Below are 23073 nucleotides of genomic sequence, written 5' to 3' on the forward strand. Positions count from 1 at the left end.
GCGCGTTGCAGATCTGCGACGCCGCGGATGGCTTTTGCCTGCCACTTTTGCTAATGTGACGCTGTCGTCAACAGCGAAAGAGGTTGTGCCATGCGCGCACTCCTGTGGTTCCCCCTTCTGAGACTTGGTTTTTTCAGTCCCGTCACCACCGGCTATTCGTCTTCGCGGACCGTCACGGCCCGCCGCGCCCTGCGCCCGCCCTCCGGCCGATAATTCACGGCCTCGACGGCCGCTGATGGTCGTTGTCGCGTCCTTCGACGCGCCGTTCTTCCACCCCTCGAATTCGCTGCGGCCTTCGCTTTTTTGGCGGCGTTGCCAAAATCCTCCTCCCATGGTTAGGGTGAGGCGGGACGTTTTCACGTCTCCATGTTGGATTTACCGGTTTTCATCGGGGCAGGGGAACGACGGATGATCACACCGACCGCCCAGGGCTTGCACATGCCGGGGGAATGGGCGCGCCACAGCGGCTGCTGGATGGCGTGGCCCTGCCGGCCGGAAACTTGGCCCGAGGGCGGTTTCGACGCCGCCTGCGACGCCTACGCCGAGGTCGCGCAAGCCATCTCCCGCTTCGAGCCGGTGACGATGGTCTGCGATCCGGCGAACGTCACCGACGCCTCGCTGGCCTGCGGTCCGGGCATCCAGATCCTGCCGCTGCCGATCAGCGATTCCTGGATCCGCGACACCGGCCCGAGCTTCGTGATCGACGGCAAGGGCGGCTTGGGCGGCGTCCATTGGGGCTTCAACGCCTGGGGCGGCAATTACGACGACTGCGCCAAGGACCGCGAGGTCGGCCGCCTGATGCTGGAGCATCTGAAGCTGCCACGCTTCGCCGCTCCGCTGGTGATGGAGGGCGGCTCCTTCCATGTGGACGGGGAGGGAACGCTGCTGACCACCGAGCAGTGCCTGCTGAACCCCAACCGCAACCCGGGCCTGAGCAAGGCCGAGATCGAGCGCCATCTGATGGACCATCTCGGCGTGACCTCGGTGATCTGGCTCGGCGAGGGCTACCAGGACGACGAGACCGACGGGCACATCGACGAGATCGCGCTGTTCGTGCGGCCGGGCGTGGTGATGGCGATCACCACCGACGATCCGGGCGACGCGAACTTCAAGGCCTTCCAGGACAACCTCGACCGGCTGAAGCGCGCCCGTGACGCCAGGGGCCGCGAGCTGGAGGTCATCACCGTGCGGCAGCCGGCCCGGCGCGACGCCAACGGCGTCCGACTGACGCTGTCCTACACAAACCTCTACATCGCCAACGGCGGCATCGTCATGCCGGCCTTCGAGGATCCGGCCGACGACGAGGCCTACCGCACGGTGCGCAAGGCGTTTCCGGACCGGGAGGTGACCCAGATCGCCGCGCTGGACATCGTGCGCGGCGGCGGCGGCATCCACTGCATTACGCAACAGCAGCCCGCTCCTCTATAACATATTGAAATCAAAGGATATTTTCAGAAGCAAGGCTGAAATGTCCTGTTGCGAACTTGTTGCGAGGTCTTGATTTCGCTCGGAAGTGGCGCGCATTGTTGCGAAGTAGTTGCGAACTTTCGAGGTATCGATGTCGGAAGCCGAAGCGGCCACGCTGGCGGAGCGCATGGAGATTGAAGACGGGCTCTTGATCTAGCGCGACAGCAAGAGCCCGTTCTGGCAGATGCGCGCCTACGTGCCCGGCACCCGCCGCTACGTCCGGCAAAGCCTCAAGACCACCGACATCCACACCGCTGTCGTCGAGGCGCGCAAGCGATGGATGCGACTTCAGGTGCGCGTTGAAGACAATCTACCCGTCTTCGAGATGCGCATAGAGAAGGCATGCGATTTGTGGTTGGCGGAAAAGGAAGAGCTGGTCAAAAAGGGCGCATATAAGGCCAGCGTGCTCCGAGTAGCCAAGGGAGCGATCAAGCGATACTTAAAATCCTACTTTAAAGGTCGGCCTTTAAGCAGCATCGACCATGCTGAGGCGGAGCGCTATTGGACATGGCGGCTCACCAACGCTAAGCGCAGCGTCCAACCCAGCAAGGTTACCATCGGCGCCGAACTGAACTCCATCAACCAGATCATCGAATGGGCGGAGATCAAGGGGCACCTGAAGCGTGGCGTAGTGCCCCGATTGAAGAAGCCGAAAGCCCTCGCCAAAACCAAGGTGAACCGGCGCGCTGCCTTCACGCCGCAGGAGATGAAAACCCTCTTCGCGATCCTGAAGCTCTGGCAGAACGAAGCGAGGAACGATCGCGACCGATTGGTTCGCACGGTGCTCTACTACGCTGTGAAACTGGTCTACTACAGCGGCATGCGGACAAACGACATGCCGCTGCTGCGCTGGCGGGACGTCAAGGCGACCTGGAGTGACAAGGACAGCCACTGGTATGTGCAGTTCTTCCTACGCGGCAAGGTCGAGCCGCGCTGGGTGGTGGTCCAACATGACGCCGGGCCGCTGCTGATCGAATGGCGCAATATCTGCCCGCATACGGAACCAGACGACCTCGTGTTCGCCTACAAAAAGGAGGAAATGCCCCTGCTTGAACAGAGCTTTTGGAACTGCTTGAAGAGGTATGATCTTTGGATTGATGGCGACTGCACGCCTCGGTCCCTCTATAGCCTGCGCCACACAGCGGCGACTGAAGCTCTTGATCGTGGGGTGCCGATTGAAGACCTTGCCCGGAATATGCGAACGAGTGTTCAGGTAGTCATGGAGCACTATGGGCACATTGCAAACATTGACAAAGCGGCTCTTTTGACTGTTTCTCAGGGTGGGAGAGTATCCAATATATCAGAATACTGGGAGCGCACCATTAAAAGCTGTGGACAATGAGGGGGCTATCTATCGATGCATTCTGGGAACGCTGTAGTCGAATCCTGAATGTCTTTAGAGATCCTATCTGTAAAATCTCCTTACTCTGTAACCTTTTGTTTACTGCGCCGGAGTATGATTAGTCGGCGTGATATAGGTTATAGCCGTACAACGGCTCGCCGGATTGCGCGTTGTGAATGCAGTAGTGCGCCGCGAGAAATAGAGCTTAAGGTGAGAGGAATCATAGCAATAAGAATTCGACGGAAAAAATCGGAGACTGTAATATCGATTTCCTACAATCCTAAGCTATATATCATTCTGAAAGCAATTAATAAGAAGAATCAGTTTAGTAATTACCTGGAGGACTGGCTCGGAGAGAAATTTTTCCAGTGGAAGTCCGATCCGGATATGGAGGCTAACTTGGTTGCACTATATCCAGAGACACAAAATGTCTTTGAGCAAATTTCTTCGAATGGAAGTATTGCTTTGCAGAGGAATGTTGCAGGCGATAGTGTTTCAGAGTGGGCGAAAAAATATCCTGATAATGCTGCTCTATGTGCGATTAGCTACTGGTTGAGCGAAGTTTATAGGAAGGTGTATAAGATTCAAACCAGCGGTGTTGATCTTGATCCATGGGATCTGAGATTTCTGTTGGGGGTTAGAGAACATGTCAATGGAAGCCTCGCCCAAGAAGAAGCTTTCCTGGACAGCATGGGAATTGCATGAATCCGGCAGATGGGTTCATACCTCTATATTGCGAACGGCTGCTCGCATCAATTCGTCATTAACCTCAATGTAGCGTTGAGTTGTGGATAGATGTTTGTGGCCTGCCAGCGCCATGATAACTTTTGGGCTTATACCGCCGTGGGCGAGCTTGCTGATAAACCAGCGTCGCCCGCTGTGGGAAGTTGCGCCATCAAGGCCAGCTTGCCGGTATAGCTGCCCCATCAGTTGGCAGAGGGTGTTGGGGCTGAACGCCGTCCGCTTCTGGGTGACCAGCAGGGGCCTTTCGGCTTTCACAGCGTCGCCCAGAGTGCGTCGGTAACGTTCGATCTCCTTCCGCAGCCGGTCGTTTACGAACATTACGCGGGCGTGACCGCCCTTAGTAATCTCCGCATCCAACCTGATCTGCTCGCGCACGGCGCCGTTTCCGTCCAGTACGTTCCCCCAGGTCAGTGCCGCGATCTCTCCAACTCGTAGACCCGCGAGGTGGGACAGCATAACCGCCATCCGATTGCGGGCAGCGTGTCGGCCCTGGGCGATCACGGCCAGGAGCCGCTTCTGTTCCTGCTCGGTCAGCACCCGCGCCGTAAGCGTCTGCCGAACGCCGGCTTGTTGGGTGTGAGGAAGTAGGTGAAGAGCGGGTCTACGGAGGCTCCATTGGAGTCCAGAAGGAGGCTCGCTTGATGCAGAGGGTCGAGATTATCACCGGCAAGGAGCGGCGCCGGCGGTGGAGCGAAGCGGAGAAGGCGCGGTTGGTGGCCGAGACGCTGGAACCGGGGGCAATCGTCGCCCATGTCGCCCGCCGGCATGGGGTGGCGGAAAGCTGCCTGTACACGTGGCGCCGCCATCTGGTCGGCGGGATGGCTGATCGGCTGCCGCCTGATGACGCCCCGCTGCTGATCCCTGTGAGCATCGACAAGGCCTCGGCTTGCGAAGCGGGGCCGTCGTCCCCGCCATCGGCGCCTGTGCCTCGCGCGCTGGTTCGGTTTGCCGACGGGACGCGACTGGAGATCGGGGCGGACTACCCGACGCCGGCGTTGACGGCGCTGATCGCCGCGCTTACGGGGCGGCGATGATCAGCGTGCCGCCGGGCGTGCGGGTCTAGAGTCTGTCTGATTTAAGTAGAATCGTATCCTGCATGTCGGATATATGCGGCGCACTCGTGAGGCTGGAAGTGCTCCAGCAGGTTTCCGATGCGCCGCCATACGGCTTCGATCGTCCTTTCCTCGGCTTTCCGGACCAAGGTTTTGAGCTTTGCGAACATCATCTCGATGGGATTGAGCTCAGGACTGTAGGGCGGCAGGAAGAGCAGATGGGCGCCGACATTCCGTATGGCGTTGCGCGCCGCGGCTCCTTTGTGACTGCCCAGGTTGTCGAGAACGACGACATCGCCCGGTGCCAGGGTGGGCACCAGGAATTGCTCGACCCAGGCCGTAAACATGGTCCCGTTGATCGGCCCATCCAGGACCAGAGGAGCCACGATCCTGTCGTGACGCAGGCCTGCCAGGAAAGTCAGCGTCTTCCAATGGCCGTGGGGAACTTTGGCGAGGTAAGGCTGGCCCTGCGCACACCAACCCCGGGTGCGGATCATGTTGGTCTTCACCCAGGTCTCGTCGATGAAGACCAGGCGCTTGGGATCGATCTTATGCTGGTGGGCTTTCCAGCGCGCTCGGAAGCGAGCCAGCTTCGTCCCATCCTGCTCCTTGGCCAGCAGCGTTTTTTTTGAAGCTGAGGCCCAACCGGCGCACGCATCGCCAGACGGTGTCCGGCGTCACCACTGTGCCGCGTTCCACCAACTCCGCCGTCAGCGCCCGGATCGTCAGGTCGCCCTTCTCAGCCAGCCGCTCGCGCAGCCAATCCACCGCCTCCGGCCCCAGCACGAAGGGACGATGACCGCCCATCTTGCCCGGCTCAAGCCCTTGTCCGGCACGTTGCTTCTGACCGATCCGCACTGCCGTCGCAACTGAGACGCTGAACTGCTGCGCCACCGCGCGGGTCGTCAGGCCACTCGCCAACGCCGCCGCAATCCGCTCACGAAGATCCAGAGACAACGGACGTGCCATCAGGGTTGATCTCCCAAATCAGTCAACCCGTTGAATCACACATCCGCTCCCTCGGGAATCCCCATCTCCGATTCAGACACAAACAGACAGACTCTAGCTGGCGGCGCGGCCGGTCGACATGCGCAAGGGCTTTGACGGCTTGGCCGCCGTCGTCCAGCAGCACCTGTGCAAGGATCCGTTCTCGGGCCAGTTGTTCGTGTTCCGGGGCCGGCGCGGGGACTGAGCGTCATTCAGCATACAGTTTCGAGTCGGCGCGGGTTGAGTACCCGTGGCACCCGCTGTACGGGAAGACGCTGCGGGTCATGAACCGGACAGTACGCGGTGGCCACCCTGTCTTGTGGCTCGAAGAGCGCCCCGGAACGGCGCGGGAATTGCCGGCCTGGATGTGCGACGCGGCGTACTGCCTTGATATGGCGGCCTTGGGGGCGCCGCAGGCCACGGTCACGGCCCTTGGCGCATTGGCGGCAGTTCTCTCGGATTTACGGCGCTCGGCCAGTGATCGCGCAGCATCGGACAACTCACCCACGGAGGAGGTTGCCGATGACCAGACGACCGCGGCCGACACCCCAGCTCTCGCTTGCCCTCACGGTTCCGCTCCCGGGTTTCGTGGTTCCGGACGAGGTCGTGCAGGTTCTGGCGGACCTCCTTCTGGAAGCCGTCGGAGCCCGGCTGGGCACGGAGAAAAGGGAGGGCGGCCATGAGCCCCAAGATCACCGCTGATCACCTTGGCCGCGGTGCCGCGATCTATGTCCGCCAGTCCACACCCGGCCAGCTGATCAATCATACGGAAGGCCGCCGGCGGCAGTATGCCTTGGCCGACGCCGCACGCACGGCGGGGTTTGTCGATGTCATTATCATCGACGAGGACCTTGGCCGCTCCGGGTCCGGCCTCGAATCCCGCCCCGGATTCCAGAAGCTGGTAGCGGCAGTCTGCGCCGGTACCGTCGGTGCGGTCTATTGCATCGAGGCTTCGCGGCTGGCCCGCAATGGCCGGGATTGGCACCACCTCATTGACCTCTGTGCCCTGGCCGGGGCGCTGGTCGTCGATCCCGACGGTGTCTATGATCCAAGGTTGCTGAATGACCGCCTTCTGCTCGGCCTGAAGGGAACGATGTCGGAATACGAACTCAGCCTGCTGCGCCAACGCGGTATCGAAGCCCGGGATGGCAAGGCCCGCAGAGGCGAATTGCGGTTCACACTGCCGCCCGGCTACTGCTGGAACGAGGCCGGACGGATCGAAATCGATCCTGACGAGCGCGTTGCCGGCGCCATCCGCATGTTGTTCAGCAAGTTCCGCGAACTGGGCAGCGCCCGCCAAGTGTTTCTCTGGGCGCGCGCCACCGAACTGTCGCTCCCTGTCGTGCGGCGTAATCTCACCGCCTGCAAGATCCTCTGGCAGCCGCCGGCCTACCACACGGTGATCCAGGTCTTGCAGAACCCGATCTATGCCGGCGCCTACGTGTTCGGCCGGCGGGGCAACCGGACGCGGGTTGTCGAGGGCCGGGCCCGCAAAACGAGCGGGCATAAACGGGAGCGCACCGAGTGGAATACCCTGCTGCGCGACAACCACGAGGGTTACATCACCTGGGCCGAGTTCGAGGAACATCAGCGCATGCTGGAGGAGAACGCCCACATGCAAAAGCGCGCCGCCCGCAAGGCCGGCCGGGGCGGCCGGGCACTGCTGACCGGGCTGGTTCGGTGCGGGCGCTGCGGCCGCAAGATGCGGGTGTTCTACGGCATGCAGTCTGGACATGCGCACCGCTACCAGTGCCGGGGCGACGACGCCCATGTCGGTGTCGGTCTATGCGTCGGCATCGGCGGTATCCGCGTTGACCGGGCGGTCGTGGCCCAAATGCTGGAAGCCGTCTCCGCCCGTGCGGTGGAAGCGGCCCTGCTGGCCGCTGACCAGGCGGCCGCGGCGGGGGCGGAAGAGCGGGCGGCGCTGGAGCGCGAACTGGAGGCGGCCCGCTATGACGCTTCGCTGGCGGCTCGTCGATATGACCTCGTGGAGCCGGAAAAGCGCCATGTCGTGAGAGAACTGGAAGCGCGGTGGAACACGGCTCTGGAACGGGTGGCACAGATCGAACGCCGGATCGCCGAGACCGAGGCGCGTTCCGTGGCGCGCCCAACGGTGGACAGGGCGGCTCTTCTGGGGCTGGCCCACGATCTGTCGGCGGCCTGGAATGCGCCGACGGCTGACGCGCGAACCCGGCAACGCCTGACCCGGCTGCTCGTGGAGGAGGTGGTGATCGACCTCGACGACGCGGCGCACGAGGCGGTGCTGCGGATCCATTGGGTGGGTGGCCGGCACACCGAACTGCGCGTCCCACGGGCCAGGACCGGGCGTCGGCCAGACAAAGGACATCCGGGAGCGGTGGAGGTTGTGCGCAAGCTGTCCGGCCACTGGCCGGACCATGAGATCTCCGTCACGTTGAACCGCATGAAATGCCGGAGCGAGAACGGGGAGACCTGGACGACCGTGAAGGTTCGGCTGTTGCGGGAGCGACTTGGCCTTCCCGACTTCGACCCGACCGTGCCCCGCCCCGAGACGCTGACGGCCGACAAGGCGGCGAAGCGGCTCGGCATCTCCATCCCATCCGTGCACCGCCTCATCCAACGGGGAATCCTGCCGGCAACACAGCTTGTCTCCTCGGCCCCTTGGCACATCCCAGCCGCCGCCTTGGACACGGATGCCGTACGAACGGGCGTGAACGAGATAAAGGCGCGACGCCCGAAGAACCTCGTTGATTATCAAAGGGATGAGACGATGCGGCTGCCAGGATTGTGAAAGGAGGGATGCACTATGTCACGCGATTCGGCGACCTGCTGAAGATCCTGGTGTGGGACGGCCAAGGCTTCGTTCTAATCTCCAAGAGATTGGAGAAAGGCCGCTTCGTCTGGCCCAGCCCAGCCACCGAACAGGTCCGCCTGTCACCGGCCGAGCTCGCCATGCTGCTGGAGGGCATCGATTGGCGGGCCTTGCGCCGCACCGACGAGCCGGCGCCGACATTGGTTTCCTGACAGCCTGCGGCGGGGTGACTCACCCCGGCTCCGGCCGGTGACCGGTACACTGGCGCCATGCTTCCGCATTCCGCCGGCGATCCGTTCCCCGACGACGTGGCCACCCTTCAGGCGCTGGTGGACGAACTGTCGGCGCAGTTGGCCGAGCGCGAGCAGGCGGTGGCGGCGCGCGACCGCATCATCGACACGCTCAAGGGCCAGTTGGCCGCGTTGCGCCGGCGCAGCTTCGGCCAGAGTTCCGAGAGGCTGGGCCGGACCGCCGATCAGCTTGAGCTACAGATCGAGGAGTTGGAGCAGCATCAGGCCGAGCAAGCGGCCGTCCCCGCCCCGAAGGCGGCGATGCCGACCGGCGAGCGCAGCCACCCGATCCGCAAGCCGCTGCCCGCCCATTTGCCGCGCGAAGACGAGGAACTGGCGCCGCCCTATGCCGCCTGCCCGGGCTGCGGGCTCGCCTTGCGGCGGATCGGCGAGGACGTCTCGGAGGTGCTGGAGATGGTGCCGGCGCGGCTGCGGGTGCGCCGCTACGTCCGCCCGGTGATGGCCTGTCGGTGCTGCGGCGACATCAGCCAAGCGCCCCCGCCGCCGGTGCCATTGCCCAAGAGCAGCGCCGGAGCCAGCTTGCTCGCCGACATCGTGCTGGCGAAGTACGACGACCATCTGCCGGCCTAACCGCCAAGCCGAGCGGTTCGCCCGCGAAGGGCTGGAGGTGCCGCGCTCGACGCTGACGGACTGGCTCGGCCGCACCGCGGCGCTGCTGACGCCGCTGGCCGAGCGCATCGCCGCCCATGTGCTGGCCGCGGGCAAGCTGCACGTCGACGACACCCCGGTGCCAGTGCTCGCTCCTGGCGCCGGCAAGACCCGCACCGGGCGGCTGTGGGTCTACGTGCGCGACGACCGGGCCTGTGACGACGCCACGGCGCCCGCGGCGCTCTACCGCTACACGCCCGAGCGCAAGGGCGAGCATCCCCAGCGCCAGCTCGCCGGCTGGAGGGGAGCTCTACAGGCCGACGGTTACGCCGGCTTCAACGCCCTCTACGAGGCCAAGGGCGGTGATCCGCCGGCGATCATCGAGGTGGCCTGCTGGGCGCATGTGCGGCGGAAATTCTTCGACGTCCACCAAGCCCACAAGGGAGCCGCCGCCAAGGAGGTGCTGGAGCGCATCGGCCGACTCTACGCCGTGGAGGAGCGCGTGCGCGGCCAGCCGGCGGCCCGGCGTGCCGCCGCGCGCCAAGCCGAGGCGGCGCCGGAGACCGCTGCGTTGCGCACCCATCTGGACCAAGTGCTCCGCCAGGTTTCGGGCAAGTCCGCCCTGGCCGAGGCGATCCGTTACGCGCTGTCCCGCTGGCCGGCCCTGACGCGCTACCTCACCGATGGCCGGCTGGAGATCGACAACAACATCGCCGAGCGCGCCATGCGCGCCGTGGCCCTGGGCCGCAAGAACTGGCTCTTCGCCGGCTCGGACGGCGGGGGCGAGGCCGCCACGGTGTTCTACACCCTCATCGAGACCGCCAAGAGCAACGGCCACAACCCGCGCCTCTGGCTCACCCGTGTTCTGGAAGCCATCGGGCGCGAGCGCGACCTCACAGACTATGATGCCCTTCTCCCCTGGACCATGAAACCGGAAATGGCCACCACCTGAAGGGCGTTCCCCAGCCGCTTACCCCGCGCCTGCTTCATCGGAAACCTCACTGTGCGTCATTGTTACGCACAAGATGTTATGTTTTCCGAATGCGCCGCGCTCAAGACATGAAAGAACCCGAGGATTGGTGCGGCTTGCAGCGCGAACCTCACAAAATATTGATTTTATTAGGTTCTATTTCAAAGCCTTCTTGGGCGTCGCCAGGGTCGCCCTTTCGGGGGCGCCGGGCGGATGAGCGGATGAAGGGCATAACACCCTCCATCCGAATTTCGACTCATGCTATCATTTGACCACTTCCATCAGCTTGCCGTAGCTGTCCACCACGTCGTACTTGACTTGGTCCGAGGTGATTTTCGCGAAGAACTTGCGGGCGCAGGCGATCTTGCTCTCCTCGATCCCGCGAAGCTCCAAAGATGAGAGCGAACCTTTCGTCTCCGCGACAAAATAGACGTGCTTCACCGTACCCTGGCGGAAGGCGATGGCCCAATCGGGGTTGTAGTTGCCGACCGGAGTCGGGATGAAGAAGCCGCGCGGCAGCTTGGCGTAGACCACCACCTCGCTGCTCGTATCCAACTCCTCGACGAAGGCCCGCTCCCCCTTCGAGTCAGTGAAGACGTAGTCAAAGACATGACGCTCCGCCTTGAACGCCTTCAAGAGATCGCGCGGCTCTTTTGCCTGGGTAAAGATGTTGCTGCTGAACGTCTCACCTGTCGGATCGTAGGACAAGTGTTCGACGATGACCGTCGCCTTCTGCTCGTTGATTAGGGTTCCGGCCTTCTGGATGAAGTCCTCTGGATTGGTCCGATACTGCGCGAAGATCGGGGCGCCGATGCCCTTCAGAATGGCCGCGATGGTGGCTCGGGTCAGAGTGGTCGCCTCCGCCAGCTTGCCTAACAGATCGTAGGTGACCGACGAGTGGACGGAAGCCTTGTGCGTTTCAGTGGTCGAGGCTCGCACACGGAAGGCTTCGCCGCTTTTCAGCGCCTCATAGTTCGCCTGTTCCACCTGCTCGCCGGCAATGATGTGGTATTGCAGCGGGCTGACCTTCAGTTCCGAATCAAGAGCACGGATGCACTTGCGAACCAGTTCTTCGGTATCGAAGCTGACGGAGTAAGTGGCTCTCCGGTTGATCCTTGCCCAAAGCTCCTGAAACTCCCGCTTCTCGAAATTCGCGTTTCGGGGGTTCTGCACCTTTGCCTGTCCGGCGTCATCCACCGGCGGAAGTTGGGCGTCGCTGAACAGCGTCCCGATCAACTGGTAGACAGCCTCCGCCATCGGTGCCAGTTCCGTCGGGAGCGCCGCCAGTGCGCCTTCGTTCACCGCCTCATGATAGGCGTCGGCGATGCGGTCATGCTCGTCCGTGTAGTCGTTCTTGATTAGGTAGCGGCAGATCAGCTTCGCCATCTGTGGCGTCACGGTCACGTCTCCGTTCTCAGTCTTCAGCACCCTCCCCGAGAAGTAGGCTTCATCGGCGGTGCGCGGCCGAGCCGACAGGGTGGCGGTGATGTCCTTTTGCAGGGCGGCGACGAAGTCCTTGTAGCTTTCGTTCGCCACAACGGTCAGCACGTTGACGTGATGCACGGTGGCCGGGTCATCCATCCGGTCCCCCAATTGATTAACGGCCAACCGGAGGCCTCGACCGACTTCCTGCCGGCGCGAGATGGTGTTGTCGCTATGTTTCAGAGTGCAGATGACGAAAACGTTGGGGTTATCCCACCCTTCCCGCAGGGCGGAGTGGGAGAAGATGAAGCGCACCGGTTCGTCAAACGACAACAGGCGCTCCTTATCCTTCAGGATCAAGTCATAGGCGTCCGCATCGTCCGAGAGTCCCGCTTCCTCGCCTCGCGCCTTGACGGCGGGGTCGATCAGTTTCCCCTTCTTGTCGATTGAGAAATAGCCGTTGTGGATTTTGGCGACGTCGAAGCGGGTCAGATGGTGACGCCACGCTTCCGCCTCCAACGGCAACTCCGCCAGCAATTCTGCCTTCAGGGCTTCGTATTCCTGCTCGAAGAGTCGGGCGTATTCACCCTTTTCATTGGTGCGGCTGTAATCGCGGTACTTCACGACCTCGTCGATGAAGAACAAAGACAGCACCTTGATGCCCTGCGCGAACAGGGTCCGCTCTTTCTCGAAGTGGGCCTTGATAGCCTCGCGAATCTGGATGCGGCGCAAGGCGGCCTCGTTAACATCGCCCACGGCTTCACCGCTCTCGACCTCCACGCCGTTCAGAAAGCTGACGATGTTGCGAAGCGCGTCGATCTCCCCGACCACAAACCCCTTGTACTGGCCAAGCTGACCTGACTTGTCGAACAGGTCGTCGCCACTGCGGAGTTTACGGGGCTCCCGCTTGATGCCGGTACTGTGTCGCACCTCCATCTCCACCTGCGCCTCAGGCGGTTTGTTCTTTGAGACCTCGATGGCATCGAGATACAGGTAAGCACTGGTTCCCGACAGTCCGCGCATCGTAATGCCGCGCACGGCAATTTTCTTCACCAGTTTCTGGTTGTACGCATCAATGGCATCCAGCCGATAAATTCTGTTGTGCTCAGTCCGATGAGTTGCCGAATAGCGCAGGATTATTGGCGCTCGGAACTTAGCCAGCGCATCACGGGTCTTAGCACCTTCCATCTTCTGCGGTTCGTCGAGGATGAGAATGGGCCGGTTGGCAGCGATAACATCTATGGGTCGGCGCGACTGAAAGTCATCGAGTTCTGCATAGATTTTGAGGGCGTCCTTCCCCGTAGCACTGAACGCCTGGATGTTGATAATCATCACATTCAGCCCAGCATCAGAAGAAAAACTTTCCAGATTTTGTAGCTCCTTAGAGCTGTAAGTGAAGAAGCGGGCGCGTTTTCCGTAGTCCTCCAAAAAATGGTCGGCGGTGATCTGGAAAGTCTTTTGCACGCCCTCGCGAATAGCAATGCTTGGAACGACAACAATGAATTTCGAGAATCCGTAACGTCGGTTTAGCTCGAACATTGTTTTTATGTAGCAATAGGTCTTCCCTGTCCCAGTTTCCATCTCAATATCAAGATTGATCGGGGCGGCTTTGCTAGACACCAGCGCGACTGACGGGGCCAAATTTTGCCGTCGCTGAACGGCTTTGATGTTCTCCAGTAGCTGCGCGGTCGGCAGCGGCCCCATGGGCTGTAGAACGTCTGGGTTGCGGAATCCCTCTACTTCCAAGGCAGCCTGCCTTTGACCGTCTACGTCTGAAGCTCGACCAGGATCAACACGATACGTCACACTGCTCATTGCAGGTAGCCCGACAAGACAGTCTACAACAGCCTCAACTGCATCAATTTGATAAGCCTGTCGTTTGAACTTAATTTTCATATTACCCATTTATATAACCTTCATTTCAGTTGCGGGCGACAGCAACTTGAAGATCTGCTCAGCATTGATCTTCACAGCATCGTTCGAGAAGCCCGCATCGCGAAAGACAGCGCGCAATGGTTTGTATGAGGCGATATGCTTTATTACATCTTCCGTCACACTGGTGTCGAAGCAGGCGGCCATTGCATTTCCGTCAACAAAAAACACCTCCTTTCCGTCAATAGTTTCTTTTGTGACTGGAAGCCCAACTTCGACACCCCAATCGATAATTACCTGGAAAAGCAGGTCAAGCGCACATCGATCTGGCTTGACGTTACTCACGTTTTCAAACAAGGCACCTTGTTGAAGGTCGTCTGGCTTATAGTAAACGTCCATCATGTTGGTGCTATCAACTTTAAAAACTCTTATCCCTGTATCAATAGCAGGCATTGAGCCGCTATATTCCGCCATAGATTTCCCAACACGCCGAATTCTCTCTTTTGTTATCTCAGAAATAGTCTCTGGCAATCCAGAACTCTTCAGAAAGTTGATGGCATTTTTCGTAACCTTCTTTGCCGCACCAGTTGCCGCAGAAAGCATTTTCTGCAGATCTTCAGCAATCTGCACTGCAATGACTTGGCATTGGCTACCCTGCGCCTTATTCAATTCAAACACAGAATGAACAGTTGTTCCGGAGCCCGCGAAGAAATCAAGCACGATGTCGCTGTCTTTTACACCCATAGCCTTGAAAATACCGGCAAGAAGATATTCGTCTTTTGGATTTGTGAACACCTTTTCACCAAATATTGCACGCAGCCTCTTAGAGGCAGCCCTTCCATCGACAAAACGAATGCTAGTAAGGCTAACATATTCAGTGTTTGCCAGATAAGTCTTTAGGCATGGCACCGTGGTTTCGTCTGGGCCAAAATGAACCCTATCGTCAGCAATAAGAGTCATTAGCTTGTCTTTTGGGCAAAACCAACCACGTGACGGCGGCTTCACAAGCTTACTAGTCGTCGGATGTTCAATATCATACACGTATTGTCCATCATTCGGTCCAGATATATTATCAGGAAAATAAACGCCTTTATCGTCCATCCAACTATAGTGACTACTATCTTTAATCGGATTTGAATCTGGAATGCTCTTGTACCATTCTAGGGCTGCTTTATGAATCGCTGCCCAATCGCGGCCGTGTGCCTTTTTGAAGCCGTCAAACGCACTGTAAATATCGTCAAGTCCCTGCTTGCGCTCTTTCCATTCCCCCCTGTTGTGTTGTTTATCTCTTACATATACAACTAGATATTCATGCTGGATAGAAATATAATCCTGGTCATTTTTGCTGCTGTTTTTCCAAACGATTTCTCCACAGAAATTATTGCTGCCGAAAATTTCATCGCATATTTTTTTGAGATTAGCGTGTTCGTTTTCGTCTATTGAAATTACAATAATTCCATCGTCGCGCAACAATCTCCTCGCGATTACCAAGCGCGGGTACATCATGCTTAGCCAATCAGAATGGAACCGTCCGTTGGCATCGCGGTTGATGATCAAGCGTTGTCCAGCGCTGTCAATTTGTTTAGAACGCATCATGAAATCAGATGCACTTTCTGAGAAATCATCACTATAAATAAAATCGTTACCTGTGTTGTATGGGGGGTCGATGTAAATTAGTTTTATTTTGTTTAAGTAGGCTTCCTGAAGTAGCTTGAGAGCTTCAAGATTATCGCCTTCAATAAAAATGTTGCGCGTCGTGTCAAAATCGACACTTTCGTCACGGGATGGGCGCAGAGTCTTAGAAATAGCGGCGTTGGCAGCGAGTAGAGCTTCACGCTTCCCTGGCCAGTTGAGTTGATAGCGCTCGGCTGAACCGTCAGCAACACGCCCTGACAGCTCCTGTCGCAGTAGTTCGAAATCAATCACCAGTTCGAGCTTACCGCCCTCGTTCGCCGCTTCAGTGACGCAATGCGGGAACAGCTCGGCCAGCTTGTCGAAATTCGCCTTTGTCAGGTCCAAGGTATGCAGCTTCAGCTTTTCCATCATAGTCCCGTTCAATCTTGCGTTTCGTGTTGCGCCGACAACCGAGCAATTCCGTCCTTGATCGCTCGCAGTTTGGAATTGATCTCCACCTTCCGGTTGAACTGCCGTTCCTGCGCCAATCGCCTTTCCAGCTTATCCAACTCGACCTCCAGCCCACGAACCTGCTCCAACCGCTCCATGTGGTCGCGCAATGTTTCGCCGCGCCGGGACGGCAGGGGCGTCAGCGCATCCAGCATGCGTTCATAGAGGCTAGCCATGTCGAGGGCAACCGGCAGCCCTTGTCGAGGGCTGTCGGCAGGCGCCCAGGGGGTGGCGAGATAGGTCCCCGTCACCCATTTTCCGGCGACTGCCTCTGACGGGCGCTTCCAGGCCGCCAGCGTTCTGGCTTTTCCCCCAAAATGCAGCTCGAAGAGTATCGGGAACGGGATGGCGTCGTCGATGGTGCGGAGTATGGCCTCGTTCAGGTCGGCCTGACGCAGCGCCAGTTCGAAGATTTGGATTTCTGGCACCACTGGGGTGGCGGCCAACCGGACGGTTTCTGGCGCCAGTTTGGCCCGCCACGTCACTTGGTGCAGCTCGGTCACGAACGCTTCACGCAGCTTGGCGGAGACGGTGCCGTTGGCGTAGATCTTGTTCTTCGGCAGAACGCGATTGACGAGAGTGGCGGGCGGGTAGGCGAAGAGGGTCATGCCGCATCCCGCACAACGAGGAACGCGATCAGCTCGAAGTCGTCCAGCCCGGCGATGGAGTCTACCAGAGCCGAGGTACGGGTGCCGCTGAACAGACTGTCGAGGTCCTTTTCCTCCTTCAGGTCGATCATCGAGCGGATCGCGTCCGTCAGCAGGGCCGAGTAGCGTCCCATGTTCCGGCCATCCTGTGTATCGGCGTTGAAAAGGGCGCAGGCGTCGGCCAGAGGCTCGACACGCCCCTTGCAGGCCGCGCGCAGCAAGTCGAGCAGCTTCTTGGCTTCCATGTGGTTGGCAACGACCTGCCCATCCTCGCCGATATAGACGAGGTAATAGGGGTGCAGCCGGTTTTGCTGGCCGATATTGATGCCGTGATTGCGGTTGCGCAGAGCGAACAGGGCACCCGGTGGCAGCGTCGGCGAGCTTGGAACCACCGCATGCATGCCCGTGGGAGCCCGTTCCAGGTCGGGATTGGCCTTGACATAGTTCAGCAGGTCCATGCGGAACTCGTTCAGGCCGAGGTCGGTGATGGAAACGCCGGCGCGGACGTCTTCCAACTCAATCACCTCCTCCTGAAGGCGTCGGAGCTGCTCCTTGCGGTAGGAGACGTCGTTGGCCTCGTGGCTCAGCACATTGTCGTCACCGGTCGCGGTCACATCGGCAATGATCATCCGGTTTTCCACCCGCTCACGCAGGTTGATGTATTCGTCCAGCGTGATGTCGGGCCAGTAATTGACCAGTTGGATCGCGTTGTTGCGAGAGCCGATGCGGTCCACCCGCCCGAACCGCTGGATGATGGCGACGGGGTTCCAGTGGATGTCGTAGTTGATGACCGTGTCGCAGTCCTGAAGGTTCTGCCCTTCAGAAATGCAGTCGGTGCCGATCAGGATGTCGATCTCCCGCAGTTCTTTCGGCAGGACGATGGCCTTATCCTTCGAGATGGGCGAGAACAGCGTGAGGACCGAAGGGAAATCATAGAACGTGTCTAGGGTAGTTTGCGGGGCGCTGGTCCCGCCAATCACCTTGGCACTGTGTAGGCCGTGGCGGTTCAGAACGTCGCGGGCGATGTGGGCGTAGAGGTAATTTGCGGTATCGGCGAACGCCGTGAAGATTAGAAGCTTCCGATTGCTGGGGTTGATGGGGTTGGCGAGCTTGCGCTCGATCTCCCCCTTTAGGTGTTGCAGCTTGGCGTCATGGTCGGGGGTGATCTTGGCCATCTCGGCGAGCAGCGCCTCGATGATGGCACGGTCTGCGGCGAGGTCGCGTTCCCACGACGCGGCGTCCATGTCCGCAAGGCTGATTTTGACCTTCCCGCCGGTCAGGATTTCGTCGGCATCGAAGGTGTCTTCATCATAGCCCACCACCTGTTCCAGCTCCGGGTCTTTGCCCGTCCGCTTCCACTCGGCGATCCGCTCTAGCGTGGTAGTGTGTAGCTCGGCCAGCCGGCTCAGCGTGATGCGGAATGCCTCCACCGAGCTTTCCAGTCTTTTTAGAAGATTGACGGTCATCAGCCGTTGCAGGCTGCGTTCGCGGTCCGACTGCCGAAACCGGCCGCGTCCGCCCTTGACCTCGGTATCGTACAGGGCTTCGTACTTGGCCAGCCGTGATGGAAAGATGTAGCTGATCGGGGCATACACCGACAGCTTCAGCAGGGACAGCTGAGCGTAGATTTCATTGAAGCTGAACACGTCGGGCCGGCGTGTCAGCGGGCAGTGGAACGAGATCGGCTTCAGCCGCTCCGGGAAGCGCCCCACCTCCTCCAGACCGTAGAAGGTCTGTATCTGTCGGCGGGAACGAGCGATGGTCACGCTGTCGAGCAGCTCGAAGAAGTCGAAATCCAGCGCGTTCAGGATGGCGGCGGTGGTTCGCTGTTCGGGAGGCAGCTTCGCCCAACTGTTGAAGGCGGTTTGGGCGCGGCGGAAAATCTCCTCCACGTCCCGACTGGTCTTCAGCTTGTCGTTCAACGCCTTCGGATCACCCTCGTAGGCCAACGCGAGCTGGTTGCGCAGGTCGGCGAATCGGTTGTTGACCGGTGTTGCCGACAGCATCAGCACCTTCGTCTTCACCCCGTCGCGGATGACGGCGTTCATCAGTCGTTGGTAACGGGTTTCCCGTTCCTTGAAGGCATCGTTGTTGCGGAAGTTGTGGGATTCGTCGATCACGACCAGGTCGTAGTTGCCCCAATTAACCCGGTCGAGCGGCGTCCCGAAGGATTCTCCGCTTTCCCGTAAGAGATCGGTATGGCACAGGACATCGTAGTTGAACCGGTCGCGCCCGAAGATGTTCGTCTTGAGGTTCCGGTTGTAGTTCAACCAGTTCTCTGCCAGCCGCTTGGGGCAGAGGACGAGCACGGAGCGGTTTCGCAGCTCGTAATACTTGATAACGGCCAGTGCGGAGAACGTCTTACCGAGGCCGACACTGTCGGCGAGGATGCAGCCGTTGTAGGTTTCCAACTTGTTGATGATGCCGGTGACGGCATCCCGCTGGAAAGGGAATAGCTTCCGCCAGATCAGCGTATTCTTGTAGCCCGTCAGGTCGTTGGGCAGCACATCGTCGTTCAGATCCTCCAGGAACTCGCTGAAAATGTTGTACAAGATCACGAAGTAAATCCGTTCCGGGGAGTTTTCCTGATAGACTGAGGCGATATGGTCGGAAATCGCGGCGGTCACGTCCTCTAACCGGTCGCTGTCGTGCCAGATTTGGTCGAATAGGCTGAGATAGGTCGCGGTCGTCGGCGCGTCCGTCATCTTGTGGATGATGTTGGAAACCGCATCGCCCTTCTGAAAGCCTAGGTCGACGGCGGTGAAGCCGTGCAGCGGCAGGTAGACGGCACTTTCCGTCCCATTGCCTACATGGCCGAACTGCTGCATCGGCGCCTTCCCTCGATTGGAGCGGAAGGTCGCCTTTCGCCTGATCCAGTCGGCGCACTCACGGGCAATCGCGCGCTGGGTCAGCTTGTTCTTCAGTTGCAGCTCGAAGGCGCTGCCGTACAGTGATCGCTCCCGCTCGGCCTTGGGGATCTGAAACTCCCGGTGCTCCTTGCGGAGTCGGTCTGTGGCCTGCTCAGCGAGGAAAGTCGGCGCGGTGAAGATGAACTCCAGCGAGTGGATTGTCTCCAGCTCCCTGCGAAGCGACTCGTAGGCATAGATCGAGAAGGTTGCCGCCGCGATCTTCAGCCGCGCGCCCGAGCGGATTGTACGCTTCAGGTCGTCGCCAAAGAGCTGATTGATGTTGTCGAGGATCATCATGTCTGCGCGGACCAAATTCCCAGCCGGATAACGGTAGCCGGAGGAGGGGAGGTCCCCGTACCGGCCAAGAGGAAGCTACCGAGTGTCGTGCTGAGCGGCTATGATTCAGAGCCACTCGACATCGGATGAAGCGGGGGTGTGCTCCGTGAGCATCCCCCTAGCGTGCGTTCGCAACAATATCGCTCATGGCGTACCTTGGACACAATCAGGAAGGTGGGGGGCTCTGTCAGTTACCTTGCTTTGTAGGTATCACGCTGAGCGTCTGCAAGATCGCGCTGTTTGTCAGCGAGAGCCTTTCGCGCTTTCGTTACAGCCGCGCTCTTCTTCGCCAGCTTGCCGCGTTTCACCAATTGGTGTGCTTGCCGGTATCACAGGGGGGAATTGTTCGTTCTGCGTATAAAGCCGTCATCGCCCCTTCCGTCGAGGCATTCACAGCAGGCGGAAACCCGATTTCCTGCCATCCTCTCATTCCCTGGCTCGCGCCAGTTTCGGTGCCACTCGCCGACCCGGAAGGTGATCGTCGCGTGGGTGGTGGTTGTGGTGTCATCACAGAGCCACCGTCATTTGTCGCCCTGCCTTCAGCAGGGGTGTCCTATTTGCGGGGCCGTTGCCAGCCACCGTATACCGCCGACCGCCCTGGGTAGGTTGGTGCCATTACAGGGGTTACTTTGCGGTGCCCTTCTGGTGGGCTGGCCTGCTCTCCTCTCGGCCTTCGTGTGTTCCTATCGGCTCCCGCCGGTCCTTCCACACAGCGGATAACCTCACCGCCATACAGTCCAGATATGTGCTTTTCGATAAGTATTTATGCGCCGCACAGAGCGGTACTCGAAATAAGTTTAGAGTCTGTCTGATTTAAGTAGGATCGTATCCTGCATGTCGGATATATGCGGCGCACTCGTGAGGCTGGAAGTGCTCCAGCAGGTTTCCGATGCGCCGCCATACGGCTTCGATCGTCCTTTCCTCGGCTTTCCGGACCAAGGTTTTGAGCTTTGCGAACATCATCTCGATGGGATTGAGATCAGGACTGTAGGGCGGCAGGAAGAGCAGATGGGCGCCGACATTCCGTATGGCGTTGCGCGCCGCGGCTCCTTTGTGACTGCCCAGGTTGTCGAGAACGACGACATCGCCCGGTGCCAGGGTGGGCACCAGGAATTGCTCGACCCAGGCCGTAAACATGGTCCCGTTGATCGGCCCATCCAGGACCAGAGGAGCCACGATCCTGTCGTGACGCAGGCCTGCCAGGAAAGTCAGCGTCTTCCAATGGCCGTGGGGAACTTTGGCGAGGTAAGGCTGGCCCTGCGCACACCAACCCCGGGTGCGGGTCATGTTGGTCTTCACCCAGGTCTCGTCGATGAAGACCAGGCGCTTGGGATCGATCTTATGCTGGTGGGCTTTCCAGCGCGCTCGGAAGCGAGCCAGCTTCGTCCCATCCTGCTCCTTGGCCAGCAGCGTTTTTTTTGAAGCTGAGGCCCAACCGGCGCACGCATCGCCAGACGGTGTCCGGCGTCACCACTGTGCCGCGTTCCGCCAACTCCGCCGTCAGCGCCCGGATCGTCAGGTCGCCCTTCTCAGCCAGCCGCTCGCGCAGCCAATCCACCGCCTCCGGCCCCAGCACGAAGGGACGATGACCGCCCATCTTGCCCGGCTCAAGCCCTTGTCCGGCACGTTGCTTCTGACCGATCCGCACTGCCGTCGCAACTGAGACGCTGAACTGCTGCGCCACCGCGCGGGTCGTCAGGCCACTCGCCAACGCCGCCGCAATCCGCTCACGAAGATCCAGAGACAACGGACGTGCCATCAGGGTTGATCTCCCAAATCAGTCAACCCGTTGAATCACACATCCGCTCCCTCGGGAATCCCCATCTCCGATTCAGACACAAACAGACAGACTCTAGAGAACGGTGAAGAATGTTGAACGATATCTACAATTTCCTCTTGTCTAACAGCTTTTGCTCGTCCCAGGTTGAATTTAGCCGTGTGTGGCTCGGCTCCAGCAGTCGCTATTACAGCAATCTTCTTGCTACTGGTCGCGCGCTCAGCATACAGGTGCTGACGAGCCTTGCGCTTCGGTTGGAGCGGCTCTCTGCCACACTGGCGGAACACAGTCCATATTCGGCGATAGCCGTCCGCCTACGGGATTATGCAGACACCGTGTGGATCGACATTGATCAGCGTAGTCTTTGCCGCATGCCACGTCGCCGCATAGTGCGTTCCGCCTCCGTGCTAGCCCAGTAGCAGCTTTGACGATTAACCGCACTGGTTGCGCTTCTGGCGCGCTTGGCGTGCGAACTCAATGTCGGCGGCACATCGACGCTGGATGAGGTGAACGCGAGCCTCAAGATTTTTCATGAATTCCTCTGGCAGAGGCGTGCTTCCGGGCTGGGTTGGGATTGCTAAGTCCGCATCGATTTGCTGGATGTCATCGATATAAGTCTTGTCCATGTATGATCTCCTTGTGTGAGTGTGGAGCTACTACACGAGTAGCACGTGTATTTAGCTCAATACGACACAGAGCTCTTCACGTCAGGTGAAGCGAAATTATTGAGATTTGAGGCATTAGCTCAACCTTTGGTATTGAGTGGCGTTGCCGGGGCATTACCATACGAAAATCGAACGTATAGAGAACATCAATGAGCATCATGGATAGCTTGACGCTGACGAGTACCGCGAAGCGCATCGACACCAGTCCAGTCGGCACCGCTCGCCGCAAGTTGCTCGATGCCCTGGCCCTTCAAATTGAGGCTGTGACGGCGACGATCAAAGGAGAGGTGTTCATCCGCCGGGTCAGCCGGTGGGTGGAGGTCAATGGCACGAAGGAACGCCGCGACGTGCCGGTGCGGTTCCGGCCCTGGTGGTGGAAGGACGAGGCAGGAACGATCCACCTCCACATTCACTACGGCAACAGGCCGCTCGAACTCAAGCCTGGCAAGGCCGCGATCACGGTCGGTGCGATGGACAACCTGCTGCCCACGCTGGAGCAGATCAAGCGGGCGGTGGTAGCGGGTGAACTCGACAACGCAATGACTGAGGCAGTTGCGCGGCGGCGTGGCCTGCTGCAGAAACAGGCCACGAACGACAAGGCCGGAAAGACCGCGCAGTGACCGGGGAGGTGAAGGGGCGTGCGGCAGAAATCGCACGCCTCAATGACCATCTACGCCGAACCTTCGAAGGCGGCCGAGTAGTCATCACCGCCGGTATCGCGGCGCTCGATCCCCTTCACGTCAATCTTATTCTGGCCGGAGTGCGGACATTCAGCGCCTTCACGGCGGGCAATGACCCGTGTGGCGAACATGATTGCGCGTCCATGACGGTGCGAAACACGCGGATCATGTGGAAGATCGACTACTATGATCCTACGTTGACCTGCCTATCGTCCGACCCCGCTGATCCCAACTCGACCGTGCGGGTGCTGACGATCCTGCTGGCAGACGAGTGCTAGGGACTGTTCCGCTTCTGGTCGCGTTCCCGCAATGTTGCGAACTCGTTGCGAACTGCCAAAGTGGGCTGAAAAATCATTTCGTGTCAGTGGCTTATTTTCAGTGGAGTAAGC

Annotated in this window: 18 protein-coding genes and 1 pseudogene; 11 read left to right on the forward strand and 8 right to left on the reverse strand. The window is 59.6% G+C overall.

Annotated features, from left to right (window positions below):
• The first annotated feature begins 408 nt into the window (after positions 1 to 408).
• The 3 genes from JN22_RS09785 (at position 409) to JN22_RS09795 (ending at position 3514) form a co-directional block, all read left to right on the forward strand.
• Positions 409 to 1428: an agmatine deiminase family protein gene (locus JN22_RS09785; protein WP_085553761.1), complete on the forward strand. Its 1020-nt coding sequence runs from the start codon at positions 409 to 411 to the stop codon at positions 1426 to 1428.
• A gap of 223 nt (positions 1429 to 1651) precedes the next feature.
• Positions 1652 to 2809, forward strand: coding sequence for a tyrosine-type recombinase/integrase (locus JN22_RS09790; RefSeq protein WP_085553762.1), 1158 nt, complete (start codon positions 1652 to 1654; stop codon positions 2807 to 2809).
• 48 nt (positions 2810 to 2857) lie between these two features.
• Positions 2858 to 3514 (forward strand): hypothetical protein, encoded by a 657-nt coding sequence (locus tag JN22_RS09795; RefSeq protein WP_143268251.1) that lies wholly within the window; start codon positions 2858 to 2860, stop codon positions 3512 to 3514.
• Between the two features lie 15 nt (positions 3515 to 3529).
• Here JN22_RS09795 and JN22_RS09800 read toward each other — a convergent pair whose 3' ends face one another.
• Entirely contained in the window at positions 3530 to 4090 is a 561-nt protein-coding gene (locus tag JN22_RS09800) for a tyrosine-type recombinase/integrase (RefSeq protein WP_085553763.1), read from the reverse strand.
• 104 nt (positions 4091 to 4194) lie between these two features.
• Here JN22_RS09800 and tnpA point away from each other — a divergent pair, with 104 nt between their 5' ends.
• Positions 4195 to 4587 (forward strand): IS66-like element accessory protein TnpA, encoded by a 393-nt coding sequence (gene tnpA / locus JN22_RS09805; RefSeq protein ID WP_085553764.1) that lies wholly within the window; start codon positions 4195 to 4197, stop codon positions 4585 to 4587.
• A gap of 41 nt (positions 4588 to 4628) precedes the next feature.
• Here the strand turns inward: tnpA and JN22_RS09810 are convergent.
• Positions 4629 to 5574, reverse strand: a protein-coding gene (locus tag JN22_RS09810) for an IS630 family transposase (protein WP_143268252.1) whose coding sequence is annotated in 2 segments (ribosomal slippage) — positions 4629 to 5234 and positions 5236 to 5574 — 945 coding nt in all. Because the reading frame shifts where the segments join, the coding sequence is not laid out codon by codon here.
• Positions 5575 to 5692: 118 nt separating this feature from the next.
• Between JN22_RS09810 and tnpB (JN22_RS09815) the strand changes: the two genes are divergently transcribed.
• The 4 genes and pseudogenes from tnpB (JN22_RS09815) (at position 5693) to tnpC (ending at position 10234) form a co-directional block, all read left to right on the forward strand.
• Positions 5693 to 5797 (forward strand): IS66 family insertion sequence element accessory protein TnpB, encoded by a 105-nt coding sequence (tnpB, locus tag JN22_RS09815; RefSeq protein ID WP_085553765.1) that lies wholly within the window; start codon positions 5693 to 5695, stop codon positions 5795 to 5797.
• 474 nt (positions 5798 to 6271) lie between these two features.
• Positions 6272 to 8362: a recombinase family protein gene (locus tag JN22_RS09820; RefSeq protein ID WP_085553766.1), complete on the forward strand. Its 2091-nt coding sequence runs from the start codon at positions 6272 to 6274 to the stop codon at positions 8360 to 8362.
• Between the two features lie 8 nt (positions 8363 to 8370).
• Positions 8371 to 8595 carry an IS66 family insertion sequence element accessory protein TnpB gene (gene tnpB / locus JN22_RS09825; RefSeq protein WP_085553767.1) on the forward strand — a complete coding sequence of 75 codons (225 nt, stop codon included), beginning with the start codon at positions 8371 to 8373 and terminating at the stop codon, positions 8593 to 8595.
• 57 nt (positions 8596 to 8652) lie between these two features.
• Positions 8653 to 10234, forward strand: a pseudogene (tnpC, locus tag JN22_RS09830) (IS66 family transposase).
• A gap of 282 nt (positions 10235 to 10516) precedes the next feature.
• Here the strand turns inward: tnpC and JN22_RS09835 are convergent.
• The 5 genes from JN22_RS09835 to JN22_RS09855 all read right to left on the reverse strand — a co-directional run bounded on the left by JN22_RS09835 (position 10517) and on the right by JN22_RS09855 (position 21321).
• Positions 10517 to 13579, reverse strand: a complete 3063-nt coding sequence (locus tag JN22_RS09835) for a type III restriction-modification system endonuclease (protein ID WP_211099626.1) — start codon at positions 13577 to 13579, stop codon at positions 10517 to 10519.
• A complete protein-coding gene (locus JN22_RS09840) occupies positions 13580 to 15592 on the reverse strand; it encodes a site-specific DNA-methyltransferase (RefSeq protein WP_211099627.1) in 2013 nt (670 codons plus the stop codon). It lies immediately after the preceding gene.
• An 8-nt stretch (positions 15593 to 15600) separates the two neighbouring features.
• The gene (locus JN22_RS09845; protein WP_085553768.1) at positions 15601 to 16278 is read right to left on the reverse strand and encodes a DUF4391 domain-containing protein; all 678 of its coding nucleotides are present in this window, start codon (positions 16276 to 16278) and stop codon (positions 15601 to 15603) included.
• The gene (locus tag JN22_RS09850; protein WP_085553769.1) at positions 16275 to 19523 is read right to left on the reverse strand and encodes a helicase-related protein; all 3249 of its coding nucleotides are present in this window, start codon (positions 19521 to 19523) and stop codon (positions 16275 to 16277) included. Before JN22_RS09850 ends, JN22_RS09845 begins: the two co-directional genes overlap by 4 nt.
• An 852-nt stretch (positions 19524 to 20375) precedes the next feature.
• Positions 20376 to 21321 (reverse strand): IS630 family transposase gene (locus JN22_RS09855; protein WP_143268068.1). Its coding sequence is split into 2 segments (ribosomal slippage): positions 20376 to 20981 and positions 20983 to 21321, totalling 945 coding nucleotides; the frame shifts between segments, so codons are not numbered across the junction.
• Between the two features lie 110 nt (positions 21322 to 21431).
• Here JN22_RS09855 and JN22_RS35360 point away from each other — a divergent pair.
• A complete protein-coding gene (locus JN22_RS35360) occupies positions 21432 to 21758 on the forward strand; it encodes a DUF6626 family protein (protein ID WP_396021909.1) in 327 nt (108 codons plus the stop codon).
• Between the two features lie 12 nt (positions 21759 to 21770).
• On the opposite strand, the gene JN22_RS09860 is transcribed toward JN22_RS35360, so the two are convergent.
• The gene (locus JN22_RS09860; protein ID WP_085553770.1) at positions 21771 to 21965 is read right to left on the reverse strand and encodes a hypothetical protein; all 195 of its coding nucleotides are present in this window, start codon (positions 21963 to 21965) and stop codon (positions 21771 to 21773) included.
• 188 nt (positions 21966 to 22153) lie between these two features.
• Here JN22_RS09860 and JN22_RS09865 point away from each other — a divergent pair, with 188 nt between their 5' ends.
• Positions 22154 to 22624, forward strand: a complete 471-nt coding sequence (locus JN22_RS09865; RefSeq protein ID WP_085553771.1) for a DUF6641 family protein — start codon at positions 22154 to 22156, stop codon at positions 22622 to 22624.
• On the forward strand, positions 22621 to 22962 hold the full coding sequence (locus JN22_RS09870) for a DUF3768 domain-containing protein (protein ID WP_085553772.1): 342 nt from the start codon (positions 22621 to 22623) through the stop codon (positions 22960 to 22962). The genes JN22_RS09865 and JN22_RS09870 overlap by 4 nt, the downstream gene beginning before the upstream one ends.
• The last annotated feature ends 111 nt before the right edge of the window (positions 22963 to 23073 follow it).

The sequence above is a fragment of the Azospirillum agricola genome (assembly GCF_020005195.1).
GTDB classification, from domain to species: domain Bacteria; phylum Pseudomonadota; class Alphaproteobacteria; order Azospirillales; family Azospirillaceae; genus Azospirillum; species Azospirillum agricola.